A 16,804-nucleotide genomic window follows, 5' to 3' on the forward strand; every position below is an offset into this window, starting at 1 on the left:
CGTTCACTCTTTACTTACTTAACAGAATTAACCATTAATTTGGAAAGAAATTTTATTTTGCACACCGGCTACTTCAACGGCTTCGCCATTAACAACGCGCGGTTTATATTTAAACTTAAGGGCCGCATCCATCGCTGCTCTGTCAAACAGTGACTCTGGCTCGGCTTTAATAACTTGTGGCTCTTTCACTGTGCCTTGCTTGGTCACTGTAAACTCAACAATGACATACCCTTCAATACCACGCGATAACGCACGCCTTGGGTATACCGGTGCCACTTTTACTATGGGTAAATACTCACCATCACTGGTTTCTAACGCTAATCCACCCGCTAGATTTACATCAGCATCGACATTGGCAGCAAAATCAAAGTTGTTGCTAGCAGCGTTGTTATCGCTACTTTGCATTTGTGGCGATTCCATTGGCGGAGGTGGTTCTTTAGGTGTTGGTGGCTTTTGTGGTTTGCGCTCCTTTTTTTGCACCGTTTCTTCTTTTTTCAAACGGACAAAATCCAACACATTCCCTTTTGCAGGCTCCGTCATGGCGCCTTCTCCGCCGGTGATCAATGCCTGCATACCTAAAAACAGCATAAAGGTCACCACACCCGCTATAATTAACGCAAGTACATAACGCATCACTCGTTACCCTTCTTGAGCCGCTATTGAAACATCAAATACACCCGCTGCACGCGAGGCATCCATCACTTTTATCAAGGTTTCTGTAGTGGCTTTTTTATCGGCCTGAATAACCACACTGCCTTGTGGATTTTCAGCTTTTAAACGTTCAATGTTGGCTTGTACAGCACGTACATCTATTTGACGTTTATTGATCCAAATTTCGCCTTGATCTGAAATAGCTACTAATATGTTAGCCCGCTCTTTTTTAACAGCCGTTGCTGCTTCTGGGCGGTTTACATCAATACCGGCTTCTTTTACAAACGAGGCTGTAACAATAAAGAAAATAAGCATAATAAATACAACATCCAGCATAGGAGTCATGTTTATTTCTTCTGCTTCATCTTCTTGGAATAAATTACCTAATGGGGCTCTCATTTTACTTCTCCTAGAACAAGCGGTGATTATGTACACCGCTTTTCAATAATTATTTAGTGGTCTAACACCATTGTGTCTTGCAACAATTCAACTTCACGCTTTGCTTTACGCTGTAAATAGGTTGAGGCAAACACCCCAGATAACGCACCGACCATTCCTGCCATTGTCGGTATGGTTGCTTTTGACACACCCGATGCCATAGAGCGTGCGCTGCCTGTACCTGTAATGGCCATTACATCAAAAACTTCTATCATCCCTGTTACTGTGCCAAGCAACCCTAATAGTGGACACAGCGCTACCATCACATTAATCAGTGGTAAGTTTGCGTTTAATCGCATACTTGCGCGTGACACCATGGCCTGGCGTATTTGCTCTGCGTTCCAGCTGTTGCGTTCACTGCGCGTTTTCCACGTATTTTTAACGTCTTTTTTGTAGTGTCGATAGCCATTAAAAAAGTACATAAATCGCTCGAGTATCAATAACCACATCGCGAAAATTAACACGGCAATGACCAAGAGCACTTGGCCACCCGTGTCGAGAAAATCACGGATAGCATTGATTGAATCAATCAATAGCACCATGGTTTAAGCTCCTTTCTCGCTTCGCTCGGCAATAATACCTGCACTTTGTTCTTGTAAAATAAGCAGTAAGCCTTTTGAGCGAGTATTTAATAAGGTGTATAAAAACACCGTAGGGATAGCAACAACAAGGCCTAATACTGTAGTAACCAGGGCTTGCGAAATACCGCCTGCCATTAGTTTAGGGTCACCAGTGCCGAATAAAGTAATTGCTTGGAAGGTATTAATCATCCCAGTTACCGTACCGAGTAAGCCCAGCAATGGCGCTACCACAGAGATAATTTTAATAAGCGTTAAATTACGGGTGATTTTTGGCATTTCGCGTAAAATGGCTTCGCTTAACTTAAGTTCAAGCGTGTCGTACGCCACATTAGGATACTGGTCTTTCACTTTCATGACGCGCCCTAGCGGGTTATCATCACGGGCTGTATCGTCTTTTAATTGACGACGGATTTTTCCACCCATCAGCAGGAGCGATACAAAACGCTCTAACGCAATTAATAACGCTAATAAGCCAACGCCTAAAATAACGTAACCAACTGCGCCACCTTGATGAACTTGCTCGCTGGTATCAGGGGCTTGTACTAACAAACCTAAAATTGAACCACCAGTTGGGTCAAGCGCAAACGGCACCACACCGGTGTTTGCTTGCTGCAAATCAGCCGCAGTCGCAGTAAAGCGGCTACTTGGTTGGCGAGTAAGCTGGCTAATTGTATTAGTAGAAGGCGTATACTCTAGGTACTGACCATCACTAATAAGGTTAAATGCACCCACACGTACCACTTCTTTTTGTACTTTATTGCCACCGTCAACAATTACATCGGTATTGAAGCGGCTTACTTTTCCTTGTTCGGTCATTTCGCGTTGTAGCTCAAACCAAACCTTTTCGATATCTTCAATAGACGCAAGCTTTGAGGTAGAACCCATTTTTTGCGCCAATTCGTCCATAAAAGTACTACGCCCAGGTAACTGAGACGATACCACCGAGGTTGCAAACTTATTGCTAGAATCTCCAGCAACTTGTTGTAGCACACCAAATAGCTCTTTTAATGACCCCATACGCTTTGATAAAGTATCGGTCAGGTTAGCCAATTTAATTTCGTTTTCTTCAAACTGCGTTTCTAAACGCTCTGACTCGCTAAGCATTTTGTTTCGTTTAGCTTGGGTGTTTTTAAGCATTTGCACTTGTTCATTTTGACGTGCTGCAAATTCTTGTTCGCGTTGTTTATTTTGTTCTGATTGCGCTGATTTACCCTGCTCTAACGTTTTTAATAAGGCATCTAAGTTCATTGGTTCAGCGGCACACATCGCACCTGAAAAACCTAAGCTGGCTGCAAACACGGCCATTTTTGTCATTTTTGTTAATAATTTCATGGTAAACCTCTTATTCTGCAGCATGAATTGGCAGTGTTAACATATCGGGGGCTAGTTGTTTGCGCGCAATGCGAAGCCCTTTATTAATTTGGCTAATGGTTGAATCAGGCAGTGCAACAAACGACTGTGACTGTTGATCCCAACTACCTGCTTGTTTGCCATCGCGGGTAAGGTAAATGAGTTCTAAACGGCCAATGCGTAAAAAATCAACTTCACGTTCTTTATTGTCCACATCAAGCAATGCGGTATACGCTTCAATAGTGCGTCCGTAATCAACTTCAACTTGATAAGCTTCTAAGACACGACGGAATTTTTCACTTGATGAAATATCAGCACGCTCCATCATTGCATTTAACGATTCAAGACGCTGCTTACGTTCTTGTTTTAAAAACGGCACATCTAAGGCAATAAACTGTTCAAGCCCGGTGATCATGCGAAGCATTAAAGGGGTTATTTGGCGCTCAATAATCGATACCTGATCCATTGATAAATTAAGCGATTCCATCTCTTCTATTTGGTTATTTAACTGTTTTGTCAGCTGTGCGTTATAAACGGCTAAACCATCTATTTCTTTATTTAGGGTTTTAAATTGCTGTAAACGCCCTTGCATTGAATCTGCAATCTTGTCTATTTTTGTTTGTGATTGCGCAGCTAAATTATTAATGTCGCTACTTTTATCAATTACCGTGTTTAAATCATTGGCGTGGACTGCTGCACTTGCGGCTACAATACCAGCTAAAATTAATGGTTTAACGCCTTTCATCGTATACACCTTTGCTCGTTAATTAGCGGATTTGCTAGTGTTTATTAGTCGCTTTAGCCTGTTTATGAAAAAACATTTTAAAGCGAGATAGTTTCAATGAGCGAAAGTGTATAGATTAAAAATGACAAGCGTGTTGCGTAAAAAAGTCGCTTTTATGACAACGGTAATAAATTAGCCTTATTGGCTGAATTTAAAGTGCAGGGTAATGTTTGAAGCGTAAATTTTATAAGTAAGACTGTATTTGACTAAGGGTATGCTGCCAATCTATGTAGTTAATAGCAATAGGGTAAGCACGGTTGTTATGTATTAATACTAACGAAGGGAAACCTTGAATAGGTAAACTGCGAACAAAGTTAAGCTCATCATCAAAGCGACGCTTAAGTTCCTTAGAGTGTAACTGCTGAGTAAATAAACAGGGATCTAAACCAATTTTTTCGCATAGTTTAATAAGCACGTCTTCATCCGATGGATTCTGCGCCTTTAAATAATACGCTTGTTGAATAGCGTTAATCATCTGTGGCTCTTTGTTAAAGCTACGAGCAATTAATGCCGCCCTACAAGAAGGATAAGTAGAGCGGCGTGGTTGGCATTCTCGCCAAAAATTAAAATTAAACTTAGTACCTAATTGGTTGCTAATGTTTTGCCAAATACCTTGTAGTTGCAACTGCATATCAGCACTCATTAGCTGGTCGCTATCAGCCGCTAACCCCCCGACCCTATATTCTATAGGCAGAATATTTACTAAAGCAGTTTCTAGCTTTTGCCAAGTAGGTTTATAACCCCAGCACCAGCTACACATAGGATCATGCACATAGATAAGCTTATTGACTGACATGCTCGCCCTGCGCAAATATGACTTTATTACGCCCTTGTGATTTTGCCTGATATAAATATTCATCGGCTTGTTTTAATGCGCTATTGAAGTCGTCAACATGATTAGCTTGTGCAATGCCAATACTGCAGGTTAACGATACTCGTTGTTGTTTATCAGTTAACATTACATGATGTTGCACGCATTCTCTAAAGCGATTAGCTAAAATACTGGCTTCAATGGTCGTTAGCTGCGGTAAAATTACTACAAACTCTTCACCACCATAACGGGCTTTAAGGGCGGTTGCAGGAAACTGCGACTCTAATAATTTAGTGAACTCTATTAATACGGTACCACCAAAATCATGACCATAGGTGTCGTTTAATTGTTTAAAGTTATCTAAATCTAGGAGCAATATAGACAGCGGTAAATAATGTGCAGGTCGCGAAGCGGCGAGCTTTAAAAAATGAGAGGTAATAAAGCGACGGTTGGGTGCACCTGTGAGCTGATCTGTATAGGCGTATTGTTTTTGCTCTAAGGTAATATCAGCAATGGCAAGGTGGCTTCGATGACGAAAATACTCACCGATAAAAGAAAAGACCAACACGAGTGAAAATGCAGCAACAAAACGGGTTTTTTCTACCTCACCATAAATAACCTGCCCCATATCGGGGCCATACAACATAACAATACAGCACAATAACATGGCACTGCTTAACCACGCGCCAAACTTAACACCCAATATGGCGAAAACAGCAACAGGATAAAACATTAGCCAATATAACGCAGTGTTATCTTTACCGCCTGTGTACACCAATGCTAAACACATCAAAAATACAATCATCAGAGTAATTAACGCAATAGCATTGAGCTTTTTGGTTTTTATAAAATAAGCGATGCACCCGACAATGGTTAAGTTAACTGAAATTAATGCGGCAGTTAATATAGGTGCATAAACGCGATAATTTGCAATCACCAAATAAGTAATTAACACCAAGGCAATCGCTATCATGGTAAATAAAGAAAACGCTTGGCGTTGTCTATCAAAGCTATAAACACTGTCAATATTAACTAGACTAAGCCAGTTTGGTTTATTTATTTTTGTTTTATTGATCATACTTTGAATTTTTTAACCATCCGATCTAAGTCGCTAAATTGATGCTTAAGCTTGGTACATTCCTCTAAAGTAAGGTTAAGGTTAGATTGACCTTGAGTAGATAAGTCGCTAATAACATGAATATCTGAGTGTAATGATTTAACAACTTGGTTTTGTTCATCTGTGGCATTAGCCACACTATGATTAGCATCCGTTATTTGCCTTATCGCACTAATTATTTGCTTCATTACGTCGCCGACGGCATCCGCTTGCTGAACACTTTTTTCACTTTCTTCTAAACTGGTTTTCATCAGTTCAACGGCAGAGCTTGAGCCTTTTTGCAGTTCAATAACCGTATTTTCAATTTCTTGCGTTGATTGTTGAGTGCGTTGTGCTAATTGTCTTACTTCATCGGCAACAACGGCAAACCCTCTTCCCGCTTCACCCGCACGTGCGGCTTCTATCGCTGCATTTAAAGCGAGCAAGTTAGTTTGTTCACTCACTCCTTTAATTACCGCTAATACATTACCGATATTGGCGGTATGTGAATCTAAACTATTAATTGTTTCTTGCGCTTGCTCTATATTTTGCGAAAGTTGATGAATGCTTGATACGTTGTTAGTCAGTGTTTGCTGATTTTTAGCACAATATTGATCAGCATCTTTAGCAAGCGTTGAGGCATTACTTGCACTGCTTGAAATTTCTGTGGCGGTAGCAGAAAACTGATTAATTGCCGATGCTACGCTGTTAGTACGTTCACTTTGATCGTCATACATAGTCAAGGTTGAATCTGTTTGCGTAACCAGCTTAGCAACAGCTGTTTCTAACAATTGCGCTGAAGACTTAACTTGAACAATTGAATTTTGAATTTTTTCTATAAAAATATTAAATGAATTACTTAACTGACCAAACTCATCATCGTTTTCTACACTGAGGCGACGAGTTAAATCGCCTTCACCTTGAGCTATATCTCTAATAGCATCGTTTAAGCGATACATAGGACGCATTAAGTAACGCAATAAAAGCTGTAGCGCAAAAACAATGACTAAGGTGCCTACTATTAAGTAAATCAGTGCTTTTTGACCAAATGCCGACACACTTTCGAAAGCCGTGTCTTTATTGATCACTGCTCCTAAATACCAATCAACATTTTCTATGCCATGAATTTTAGTAAATGACACTAAAACAGTTTCATCAGCAACTTGGTGCTCTGTAAAAGTATCAGCCAGCTCAATGTCTTTTCCAAATAATTCAGTAAGCGCTTTTGAATTTAACTTACTATTTGGATGGCTTAGTATTTGCCCCTTATGATCTAATAAAAAGCCATAACCTAACCCTAAAAAATCAATATTGTCGATAATTTTAGCTATGGTTTGCATATCAATATCAGCACCTGCAACTCCTTTAAATTGGCCATTAATATTTATGGGCGCAACAGCTGAAATGGTCAGTTCATTGGTGGTTACATCAATATAAGGGGTGGTGAATGCAGTGTTAGTTTTGTTTTCAACCAACTTATACCAAGGGCGGCTAGTTGCATCAAAATCGTCGGGTAAAATGACGCTTTGATCATTTAAAATAAACGCGCCTGAGGATTCGCCGATGTAAGTATTTTTAAAATCACCTGCCATCTCTGCAGTATTTAATTGCGATAATGTAAGCGCTTTAGCGTCTGTAACTTGATAGGTGTTTGCCAGCGAGATAACAATGGCTAACTTGTTATTCAGCCAGCTTGCAATGTTCTGCGATACAGACTGGGAACTTTGTTTTAATACTAAAGATAGCTGCTCTTGAGTTTGATGACGCATTGAAAAATAGTTGTTAATAGTGAAAACACCTAACACTAAAACTAAGACCAATGACGCAGCGATGGTGATTTTGGAGGTGAATTTCAGCGAGCTAAACATAAGTACCTTAAGGATTAATCATTATTATCACTGTCTTTTTAACAAATTTTTAACTGAAAGTCTTAGCAAATATAAGCTGGGATTGATTAAATTTTAAAAAATAATGATAAAGCATTGTTTTTGATGTACAAAAAATATATATAAGGTGATTTTTTAATAGCGACGGTCTAGCTAGTTGCAAAGAAAGACTCTATGCAACTATGCCTTTTAGGAAAGTAAAAAGATTAAAATTTGAATTTAATAATGACGTTACACTGAGTAATTATTATTTAAATCACTTTTTCCATTTCATTTTATTATTGGTATCGCGTGATGAAATAATGGTTTCATTACTGCTTTGAATCCCGCCCAATTTGGAGAGTCGGTCATAAAGTACAACATTACAGGTTGCCGCTAAATTCATACAGCCGATAGTAGGAATATACACCACTTCGTCGCACCATTTTAAAACATCTTTAGGCACAGAGCCGTCTTCTGGACCAAATACATAAAATGCGTTCTCAGGGTGAGTAAATTCGGGCAAAGGAGTGGCACCTTCAATTAACTCAATTACCACTACTTTTGAACCTTGTGGCTTGACTGATTCTAAATCGTCAGTGGCGGTTAATGGAATGCGTTGCACCACATTTTTCGTATCCGTATGAAATTTTTGTGCATTTAAATAACGGTTGCCGGTAAAAAACACCTTCTTGGCGTCATAACAACCTGCTGCGCGTAATACACCACCCACATTGGTTGGGCTTTTAGGGTTTATTAAACCAATACTTGCTTGTAACTTACTCACTAGTTGCAATCCTTGGTTGGCCACTCGGCAATATACAAGTCAAAATCGTCTAATTTTACATCACAATCTTTTACTGTTTTATCTTTGACTGAAATGTTTAGCTCATGCATTTTAGTTTTATCGCCGTTATTAAGTAACGGGTGCCACGTTGCTAAACCGCGCCCTTCATGAAGACGGCGGTAGCTACAGCTTTGGGGCATGAAAAAGATGTCTTTTAGGTTTTCTTTAGTGAGTTTAACGCACGAAGGGACTAATGTTTGGCGGTTTTCGTATTCACTACAGCCACAGGTATTGTTATCAAGGTATTGACAAACAATGTTGGTAAATATTAGTTGCTCGCCTTCTCTTAGCTGATCGGTAGCAGTAAAGTCATCTTCGTCTTCACTGTCAATAAAGGTGTTTAAACAACACTTTCCACATCCATCACAAATGGCTTCCCATTCTTGCTGGTTCATTTCATTCAGGCTTTTACTAAGCCAAAATTGGGTATTTGCTAATTGTTGATCAAACATGGTGTTCTCGCCCCTTTTAAGAGCGCGCATTCTAACGTATTGCAGCAAAGCGCGCAAAGCCAATCCCTAATATCTGCATGGCTTCGCGCGATTTTATTACTACTGAGATTTAACCCAACGTTTAATTTTTTTCTCCAGAATAGGCATAGGTAGTGCACCATCAATCAATATTTGCGTATGAAACGCTTTAATGTCAAATTGCTCACCTAATTGCTGGTGGGCGTAATTTCTGAGCTCTTTAATTTTAAACTCACCCAATTTGTACGATAGTGCTTGGCCCGGCCATGCAATATAGCGCTCAACTTCAGCAATAACATCACTTTTTGCCATTGAAGAATTTGCTAGCATGTAATCAATGCCTTGTTGACGTGTCCAACCTTTGGCATGAAATCCTGTATCAAGCACTAATCGCATCGCTCTTAGCTGCTCATCGCTAAGACGCCCGTACCACATATACGGGTCGGTAAATAACCCCAATTCTTTGCCTAAGCTTTCTGCATATAATGCCCAGCCTTCAGCAAACACGGTATAGCCGCCAAATTTACGAAAATCGGGCAAGCTTTGCACCTCTTGTTGCAGCGCTATTTGAAAGTGATGACCAGGAGCGGCTTCATGAATAGACAGTGTTTCGAGTAAAAACTTAGGCTGCGCTTTTAAGTTGTATGTATTGATGTAAAATATGCCTGGGCGCGAACCATCAGGAGCGGGTCCTGCATAAGACGCTCCCGCAGCTGATTGGGCTCGATACGCTTCAACCGCTTTGACAACATAAGGTGCTTTAGGCTCAATATTAAATAACTTTGGTAAGCGAGCGTCTATTTTTAATTTTATCTTTTCATAGGCAGCAATTAACTCATCGGCCGTTTTGTAATAAAACTCATCGGAGTCACGTAAGTGATTAAAAAAGGCCGATAAATCACCTTCAAATCCGACGGTGTTTTTCACCGTTTTCATTTCACTTAAAATTCGAGCCACTTCACTTAAGCCAATTTCATGAATTTCATCCGCTGATAAACTTAATGTAGTGTTTTTCTTTATTTGGTATTCGTACCACGCTTTACCGTTGGGTAAATCAGCATAACCAACAGAATCGCGAGCATGAGGTATGTAATTGTTGGCTAAAAAGTCGCTCATTCGCTGATATGCAGGCACTAATTTATCTAAAATTAAAGTTGTATACTGCGATCTTAACTGTTGCTTTTCATCAGCTGAAAAAGAGTCGGGCATGGCTTTAATGGGCGAATAAAAGAGAGAATCTTCTGCGCTTGTAACAACATGCGCATTAAATTGCGGGAGTAATTTTTTTGCTAATGGCATAGGCAATACCACATTTTCTTTAACGCCTTGCGCCATGGATTGTTCAACACTTGCAAGCCATTTAACGAAACCATCTGCACGCTTGATAAAATTTTCGTAGTCGGCAACAGTATTAAAAGGCTGAGCACTTTGCCCTGAGCCAAAACCGGCGAATGTATTGTGCGCACCCGACATTTGGTTAATCGGTAACAAATAATTTTTATAATGCGTACCTTCAAGCTTGAGGGCTAAATCTCGGGATAACACTTCAAAATTCAGTAGCGCTTGACCGGTCAGTTGTGATTCATCAATCAGGGATAAGCGTTGTTGATATTTTTTGTAGAAAGCGGCTTTCTTATCGCGATTAAGCTGCGATATCGCAGGCAAGAATTGATCATCAAATTCATGGCGGCCATTATAAGTAGCGCTTAATGGATTAAAAGCTAATGATTCATCGTAGTACTGAGCAACGAGCACATCTAATTGCTGCTCGGCTGATAACTCGCTTATTACAGGTGCAACTGACTGATTTGTGTTTAATTGTGAGCTGGTGCTCATACAACCACTTAAGGCAAACATAACGCTACTGGCAACCAGAGCTATTTTAATAACTTTCATAAATTCCCTTGTTAGTTTTTACCCGCCAATTATGCGGTTTTAAATAACTTAAATAAAGCAATTACGGTCAATGCTATTCGTCGCTACATTATTTACTCAATAGCGCATGGTTGCTACATTCAAGTGAATGAAAATAATTATAATGACTTAAACATGAAAAAACATTTATTGACTCTATCAATCGCATTAATGAGCTTAACCAGTGCAAGTACACTAGCCACAACCTATATATCGGCCAAAGCTTTACTAGATGTTGAAACAGGCGAACTTAAGGCTAATCCGCTGATTGCTATAGATAACGGTGTTATTAGCCAAATCCAATTTAATAAAAAGCCCAAGCTTACCAATAATGATGAACTGATAAACCTACCCACACTCACCCTGTTGCCAGGGTTAATGGACATGCACGTACATTTAACTAGCGATCCAACCGTGTCTCGTAGTGAACGTTTAGGGCAATCTGTTCCGCGAATGGCCATTAAAGCCAGCTATTTTGCTAAGCAAACCTTAGAAGCTGGATTTACTACAGTACGTAACTTAGGTGCACAAGGCTACAGTGTTATTGCGGTGCGAGACGGTGTTAATGCCGGTGATATTATCGGCCCACGCATTTGGGCTGCAGGGCCTTCTTTGAGCATTACTGGTGGGCACTGCGATAATAATCGCTTACCTCCAGAGATGAAATATACTGCCACCGGCGTTGCTGATGGCCCATGGGCAGTACGTATTAAAGTGCGTGAAAATATAAAATATGGCGCTAATGCAATCAAACTATGCGCCACAGGTGGGGTATTTTCTAAAGGAACAAAAGTCGGCATACAGCAATACGCCTTTGAAGAGATGAAAGCCATTGTCGATGAAGCGCACATGCGTGAATTACCTGTTGCCGCTCACGCACACGGCACTAACGGTATTAAAACGGCGATTAGAGCCGGTGTAGATAGTGTTGAGCACGCTAGCTTTTTAGATGATGAAGCGATTGCGCTTGCAAAAGAGCATGGTACTTGGTTATCGATGGATATTTATAATACAGAGTATACGCTGAGCTTTGGTGAGCAAAATGGTGTTGATGAAGAAAACCTAAATAAGGAACGTCTGGTATCAAAAAAACAACGTGATAGTTTTAAACGCGCTGTTAAAGCGGGGGTAAACATGGTGTTTGGTACCGACGCAGCTATTTACCCGCATGGTGATAATGCTAAACAGTTTTCCCGTATGGTTGAATTTGGCATGAGTGAATTACAAGCAATTCAAGCCGCGACCATTAATAGTGCTAAATTATTAAAAGCTGATAAACAACTAGGGCAAATTAAAACTGGTTTTGCAGCTGATATCATAGCGGTAGATACTAATCCATTAAAAAACATTTCTACACTAGAGCAGATCCCGTTTGTTATGAAGGCGGGTGTGGTTTACAAACAGTAAGCCCAAACGTTTCTATAAGGTTGAGCACCGCTCAACCTTAAAATTTTTGCAAATGTAGCTAAGCTGCTCGTTTAGCCATCAAAATTTTATTAAAAAATCTTTCTGCTAAACCAACTAACTACTGCAATCCCCCTTTGAAATTTTCAAATATGATTACTTTTAAATCACATTGAATAACAATCAAGCAAACGTACCTATTGAAGTAAAAAAAATTGAACTTTTTATTTAAATTTAAAATGATAACCATTATCATTCGCGCAAATTAACAAATGCGAATGGTTATCAGTTTATGAAAAGGTTTCAATACTCTCTCCTCACCCTAGCGTGTTTAAACGCAAATTTAGCAATGGCTAACGAGTCACAAGTTAATTCAGATATTGAACGAATTAGCGTTTACGAGCAACAAAACCGAGTAGTGATGAATTCTGGTTTAGCGACTAAATCAGACATGTCACTAATGGAAACCCCAGCACCCGTGGTTATTGTTGATAAAGCACTGATTGAATCACAAGGTATTGATAGTCTTCAGGACGTGATCCGCAATGTGAGTGGCCTAACTCAAGCGGGTAATAACTATGGCATTGGTGACAATTTAGTTATTCGTGGTTTGGGTGCTAATTACACTTATGATGGCATGTATGGCGGCGCAGGCTTGGGCAATACATTTAACCCTACTCGGTCTTTAACCAATGTTGAATCGATTGAAGTGTTAAAGGGTCCCGCTACTGGCCTGTATGGTATGGGTAGTGCCGGTGGTGTGATCAACCTCATTGAGAAAAAACCACAGTTTAACGAGCAACATACGCTAGAAATGGATATCGGTCAGTGGGATAGTTATTCGCTTGCACTCGATAGCACCAATGCAATAACCGACGATTTAGCTTATCGGGTAATGGCAAAAACCGCCTCTAGCGATGGCTTTCGTGATTTAAAAGAGCAGCGCGATGAAATTTACTCGTCTTTAAAATATGTGCTTAATGACCAACAATCTTTTGTATTGTCTGGGGCATATATTAAAGACGCTATTGCAGTGGATTCTATTGGCCACCCTATTCGTATTTTTAACAGTGAATCGGTTAACGGTTTAACTGCTGGAGAAGTATCAGGCGCCGATTTAGTTAATGACCCTACAGCAAGTGGGTTACAATTGAGTGAAGCACAACGAAATGAATTAGCTAACTCTTTGGCAAGCAATGATGGTTTAACACCCTTTAACTTTGGCACTAATGGCATAATATCACCGATGGCAAAGGATAACGAAGGTGAAGAGCTGCGTTTTAAATTAGCGCACAATTATTACATTAGTGATGATTTATTTTTAAATCAACAGCTACAGTATCGCAATTACACCTCAAGTTTTGCTCGTCAAACAGGTGCTTATAATTATGTTTATTGGAACCGACGCGGTATAATTAACCAAGATCCACGCGCACCGTTAGTTGTAGATAATGTATTACATCCTTTTGCTGCAAGACGCCAAGAATATCGCCAAGTAGAAGCGGATGAAAAATCTTGGCAATACTTCTTAGATTTACGTTATGACTTTATGCTTGGTAATATAGAAAACGAACTACTAGTTAATGCCAACTATGAAGACCGTGATATTCGTTTTAAACAGTACTCTATTTATGATGCTGATAAGGTCATTAAAAACAATGACGGTGAAGTGATTTACCAAGGCGCACTGCCATATATTTTTGATATACGTCAACCAAATTGGCCTACAGGTGAATTTGCTGACTATGATCCGCTTAAAACCAGTGATTACAATAAAAAAGTACAAGCATGGGGCGTAGGCCTGCAGCATGTTGCTTATATTAACGACAAGATCACTACTCGTATTGGTGTTGCTCATAATCGCATAAAACAAAGTTATGAGCATTTTGGGGTAGACCCACGTTATAGCCAAAGCCGCGCAAATCCAACGCCTGAAGCAAACACATCAGACAGTGGTTTAACGTATAACTTAGGTGCTACTTATCAAGTAAACGCTGATATGGCTTTGTTTTTAAATCACTCGAAAGGACGCACAGCTTACAGTGTTCTTGGCTCTGTTGCTGGTAATGAAGCCGATAGAGACGATTCAGAATCAGTGAGTAACGATTTAGGCTTTCGTTTTAAAGCATTTGATGATCAATTACTAGCTTCGATTGTAGTATTTGAAAGTGCGCGCACTAATTTAGAATACGCCAATCCACTTTATGAAGCCGGCGTGTCAGCACCTAATGTAGTAGAGAGCTTCTTTGATGGTGAAGAACAGACAAAAGGTGTAGAGATTGATTTAAATGCGTATTTGAACGATCAATGGAAAGTTAATATTAACGGTGTTTATCAAGACGCCCGCGATAAAACTAATCCAAACAGCTCAAGCTTTGATACCCGCCAAAAAGGGGTGCCTTATGTAACAGCTAGTTCATGGGTTACTTACTCAGCAGCGCTGTTTGAATTACCACACGCAGTTGATCTAAGCGCAGGCTTAACATTCGTTGATAAACGCAGTACTAACTCAAGTTCATTCGGTATTGATAATGGTTACGTACCCGCTTATACCGTATATGATGCTGCAGTTAGCTATAAAGCTGATAACTGGCAGATGCAGTTAAACATTAATAACCTGTTTAATAAAAACTATTATTCTAAAGCCATGTTTTTAGGCGGAATGCCAGGTGAAGAACGTAATGCAAAGCTAAGCTTTAGTTACACACTTTAATAGTTTAATAATTTTAAAAGCACGGAGTTTCAATTGAAATACCGTGCTTTTTTCATGTAAAAACTTAATATTAAATCGTAACAACTATGCGGCCGTTTATTTCGCCTTTAAGCATGTCATCAAAAATTTCATTAATATCTTCAAGTTTTTTCTCTTCAATGATAGCTTTTACTTTGCCTTGCGCAGCAAATTCAAGACATTCTTGCAGGTCTTTGCGCGTACCTACAATAGAGCCAACCACTGAAACACCATTTAATACGGTGTCAAAAATTGGCAATGGCATATCTTCAGGCGGTAAACCAACCAATACACATTTTCCCCCTCGGCGAACACTTTTATATGCTTGTTCAAACCCTGGTTTTGATACTGCCGTACAAACAACAGCATGCGCGCCACCTACTTGCTCAAAAATGGCCTCACTGGGCACCACCTCTTTAAAATCAAGCGTAATATCAGCACCCAACTCTTTAGCTAGCGCCATTTTCTCTTTACCAGTATCTACAGCAATAACATTAAAGCCCATTGCTTTTGCATATTGCACTGCTAAGTGCCCTAAACCACCCACACCGACAATAGCAACCCATTGACCTGGTTTAGCGCCAGATACTTTTAAAGCTTTATACGTTGTTACGCCCGCACAAAATAACGGGGCAGCTTCAGCAAAACCTAAACCTTTCGGTATTTTGATGATGTAGTCACCATGAGCTAAACAGTATTCTGCATACCCACCGTCAATAGAGTAACCCGTATTATGTTGCGATAAACACAAGGTTTCGCGTCCATCTAAACAAAACTCACAATGGCCACATGCGCTGTATAACCATGGTACGCCTACTCTATCGCCCACTTCTAAGTGCTTAATATTACTTCCTAGTTTTTCTATTACACCAACACCTTCGTGCCCAGGTACTAATGGCATTTTCGGTTTTACCGGCCAATCGCCATGACATGCGTGTAAATCAGTGTGGCACACACCACAAGCGGCTATTTTTACTAGGACATCGTTAGGACCTACTTCTGGGATAGGCAAATCGGTGATCGCTAACTTGCCTTTATATTCTGTATTTATTGCTGCTTTCATAGTCATTCCATCGTTTATAAAAAATTTTGTTATTCAACAAGGTCGTTAAATAACAATGTCATGTTGCATATCCGCAACATACCTCACTATAAATGCTTAGATATTAATCTATATCAATCATTAGTCGTAAAACGTGGCTTTTTATCCCAGCTTAAGTCTTGCCATACCTAACCAGCGTGCTAGCATAGATTTCATTTATTTTTGAAACTTGTAACAATGACATTATCAGAAAAAAACTTTGCCTTTGTAATGCATTGTGGTGAGATGGGCAGCCGCTGGGGATTTAATCGCACCATTGGACAAATGTGCGGTTTATTGATTATTACTAAAGATCCAATGACGGCAAATCAAATCGCTGATGCGCTAAGTATCTCTCGCGGTAACGTGAGTATGGGGATCAAAGAATTACAATCTTGGCAGCTGATCAAAGTAATGCATATCCCAGGAGATAGAAAAGAGTACTATGCCCCTGCAGGCGATATTTGGGATATGGCAAATCGCGTATTCGAAGAGCGCAAAAAACGTGAAGTTGAGCCGACACTGAGCTTACTCCGGGATAACTTACTAGACGAAGCAAGTAACGACGATGAAATCTACGCTCAAAAACAAATGGGCGAAATCCATAACTTACTTGAAACAGTAACTAAATGGTCGTCAGAATTACAACGTTTAACCCCTGAGCAGCTTAATAAGCTAATGAAACTAGGTTCAGGGATTGGCAAAGTCATTGACCTAAAAGATAAAATATTTAAAAAAGAAATTTAGTCGATAGGTCACTCACAAAAAAGCCGCAATTTGC

At 39.8% G+C, this 16,804-nt stretch carries 15 protein-coding genes; 3 read left to right on the forward strand and 12 right to left on the reverse strand.

What is annotated here, in order from left to right:
• Nucleotides 1–27: 27 nt before the first annotated feature.
• The 11 genes from CWB76_RS07180 to CWB76_RS07230 all read right to left on the reverse strand — a co-directional run bounded on the left by CWB76_RS07180 (nt 28) and on the right by CWB76_RS07230 (nt 10,789).
• Complete coding sequence (locus CWB76_RS07180; RefSeq protein ID WP_008111498.1) at nt 28–633, reverse strand: energy transducer TonB; 606 nt, start codon at nt 631–633, stop codon at nt 28–30.
• Between the two features lie 6 nt (nt 634–639).
• Entirely contained in the window at nt 640–1,050 is a 411-nt protein-coding gene (locus tag CWB76_RS07185; RefSeq protein WP_008111500.1) for an ExbD/TolR family protein, read from the reverse strand.
• Between the two features lie 53 nt (nt 1,051–1,103).
• Entirely contained in the window at nt 1,104–1,631 is a 528-nt protein-coding gene (locus CWB76_RS07190; protein WP_008111501.1) for a MotA/TolQ/ExbB proton channel family protein, read from the reverse strand.
• 3 nt (nt 1,632–1,634) lie between these two features.
• Nucleotides 1,635–3,002 (reverse strand): MotA/TolQ/ExbB proton channel family protein, encoded by a 1,368-nt coding sequence (locus CWB76_RS07195; RefSeq protein WP_138606482.1) that lies wholly within the window; start codon nt 3,000–3,002, stop codon nt 1,635–1,637.
• Nucleotides 3,003–3,012: 10 nt separating this feature from the next.
• Nucleotides 3,013–3,765, reverse strand: coding sequence for a DUF3450 domain-containing protein (locus CWB76_RS07200; RefSeq protein WP_138606484.1), 753 nt, complete (start codon nt 3,763–3,765; stop codon nt 3,013–3,015).
• A 223-nt stretch (nt 3,766–3,988) separates the two neighbouring features.
• The gene (locus CWB76_RS07205; protein WP_138606486.1) at nt 3,989–4,600 is read right to left on the reverse strand and encodes a DsbA family protein; all 612 of its coding nucleotides are present in this window, start codon (nt 4,598–4,600) and stop codon (nt 3,989–3,991) included.
• Nucleotides 4,587–5,693, reverse strand: coding sequence for a GGDEF domain-containing protein (locus CWB76_RS07210; protein WP_138606488.1), 1,107 nt, complete (start codon nt 5,691–5,693; stop codon nt 4,587–4,589). The genes CWB76_RS07205 and CWB76_RS07210 overlap by 14 nt, the downstream gene beginning before the upstream one ends.
• Nucleotides 5,690–7,579 (reverse strand): methyl-accepting chemotaxis protein, encoded by a 1,890-nt coding sequence (locus CWB76_RS07215; RefSeq protein WP_138606490.1) that lies wholly within the window; start codon nt 7,577–7,579, stop codon nt 5,690–5,692. The genes CWB76_RS07210 and CWB76_RS07215 overlap by 4 nt, the downstream gene beginning before the upstream one ends.
• Before the next feature lie 274 nt (nt 7,580–7,853).
• The gene (locus CWB76_RS07220) at nt 7,854–8,363 is read right to left on the reverse strand and encodes an RNA methyltransferase (protein ID WP_138606492.1); all 510 of its coding nucleotides are present in this window, start codon (nt 8,361–8,363) and stop codon (nt 7,854–7,856) included.
• Nucleotides 8,363–8,875 carry a YcgN family cysteine cluster protein gene (locus CWB76_RS07225; RefSeq protein ID WP_138606494.1) on the reverse strand — a complete coding sequence of 171 codons (513 nt, stop codon included), beginning with the start codon at nt 8,873–8,875 and terminating at the stop codon, nt 8,363–8,365. The genes CWB76_RS07220 and CWB76_RS07225 overlap by 1 nt, the downstream gene beginning before the upstream one ends.
• A 99-nt stretch (nt 8,876–8,974) precedes the next feature.
• The gene (locus CWB76_RS07230) at nt 8,975–10,789 is read right to left on the reverse strand and encodes a DUF885 domain-containing protein (RefSeq protein ID WP_138606496.1); all 1,815 of its coding nucleotides are present in this window, start codon (nt 10,787–10,789) and stop codon (nt 8,975–8,977) included.
• A gap of 153 nt (nt 10,790–10,942) precedes the next feature.
• On the opposite strand from CWB76_RS07230, the gene CWB76_RS07235 reads away from it, so the two are divergent.
• Together CWB76_RS07235 and CWB76_RS07240 are read left to right on the forward strand one after the other, a co-directional pair.
• Nucleotides 10,943–12,214, forward strand: coding sequence for a Xaa-Pro dipeptidase (locus CWB76_RS07235; RefSeq protein ID WP_138606498.1), 1,272 nt, complete (start codon nt 10,943–10,945; stop codon nt 12,212–12,214).
• 289 nt (nt 12,215–12,503) lie between these two features.
• A complete protein-coding gene (locus CWB76_RS07240) occupies nt 12,504–14,924 on the forward strand; it encodes a TonB-dependent receptor (protein WP_138606500.1) in 2,421 nt (806 codons plus the stop codon).
• A 70-nt stretch (nt 14,925–14,994) separates the two neighbouring features.
• Here CWB76_RS07240 and adhP read toward each other — a convergent pair whose 3' ends face one another.
• Nucleotides 14,995–16,005 carry an alcohol dehydrogenase AdhP gene (gene adhP / locus CWB76_RS07245; protein WP_138561502.1) on the reverse strand — a complete coding sequence of 337 codons (1,011 nt, stop codon included), beginning with the start codon at nt 16,003–16,005 and terminating at the stop codon, nt 14,995–14,997.
• Nucleotides 16,006–16,221: 216 nt separating this feature from the next.
• On the opposite strand from adhP, the gene CWB76_RS07250 reads away from it, so the two are divergent.
• Nucleotides 16,222–16,770: a GbsR/MarR family transcriptional regulator gene (locus CWB76_RS07250; RefSeq protein WP_010388849.1), complete on the forward strand. Its 549-nt coding sequence runs from the start codon at nt 16,222–16,224 to the stop codon at nt 16,768–16,770.
• Nucleotides 16,771–16,804 lie beyond the last annotated feature (34 nt).

The organism is Pseudoalteromonas sp. S1609 (genome assembly GCF_005887255.1).
In the GTDB taxonomy this organism is placed as follows: Bacteria; Pseudomonadota; Gammaproteobacteria; order Enterobacterales; family Alteromonadaceae; genus Pseudoalteromonas.

Coding starts and splice junctions, on each gene's coding strand:
- CWB76_RS07185 (WP_008111500.1), bottom strand. CDS start 1,050: ATGAGAGCCCCATTAGGTAATTTATTCCAAGAAGATGAAGCAGAAGAA.
- CWB76_RS07200 (WP_138606484.1), bottom strand. CDS start 3,765: ATGAAAGGCGTTAAACCATTAATTTTAGCTGGTATTGTAGCCGCAAGT.
- CWB76_RS07225 (WP_138606494.1), bottom strand. CDS start 8,875: ATGTTTGATCAACAATTAGCAAATACCCAATTTTGGCTTAGTAAAAGC.
- CWB76_RS07215 (WP_138606490.1), bottom strand. CDS start 7,579: ATGTTTAGCTCGCTGAAATTCACCTCCAAAATCACCATCGCTGCGTCA.
- CWB76_RS07240 (WP_138606500.1), top strand. CDS start 12,504: ATGAAAAGGTTTCAATACTCTCTCCTCACCCTAGCGTGTTTAAACGCA.
- CWB76_RS07250 (WP_010388849.1), top strand. CDS start 16,222: ATGACATTATCAGAAAAAAACTTTGCCTTTGTAATGCATTGTGGTGAG.
- CWB76_RS07210 (WP_138606488.1), bottom strand. CDS start 5,693: ATGATCAATAAAACAAAAATAAATAAACCAAACTGGCTTAGTCTAGTT.
- CWB76_RS07195 (WP_138606482.1), bottom strand. CDS start 3,002: ATGAAATTATTAACAAAAATGACAAAAATGGCCGTGTTTGCAGCCAGC.
- CWB76_RS07190 (WP_008111501.1), bottom strand. CDS start 1,631: ATGGTGCTATTGATTGATTCAATCAATGCTATCCGTGATTTTCTCGAC.
- CWB76_RS07230 (WP_138606496.1), bottom strand. CDS start 10,789: ATGAAAGTTATTAAAATAGCTCTGGTTGCCAGTAGCGTTATGTTTGCC.
- CWB76_RS07235 (WP_138606498.1), top strand. CDS start 10,943: ATGAAAAAACATTTATTGACTCTATCAATCGCATTAATGAGCTTAACC.
- CWB76_RS07205 (WP_138606486.1), bottom strand. CDS start 4,600: ATGTCAGTCAATAAGCTTATCTATGTGCATGATCCTATGTGTAGCTGG.
- CWB76_RS07180 (WP_008111498.1), bottom strand. CDS start 633: ATGCGTTATGTACTTGCGTTAATTATAGCGGGTGTGGTGACCTTTATG.
- adhP (WP_138561502.1), bottom strand. CDS start 16,005: ATGAAAGCAGCAATAAATACAGAATATAAAGGCAAGTTAGCGATCACC.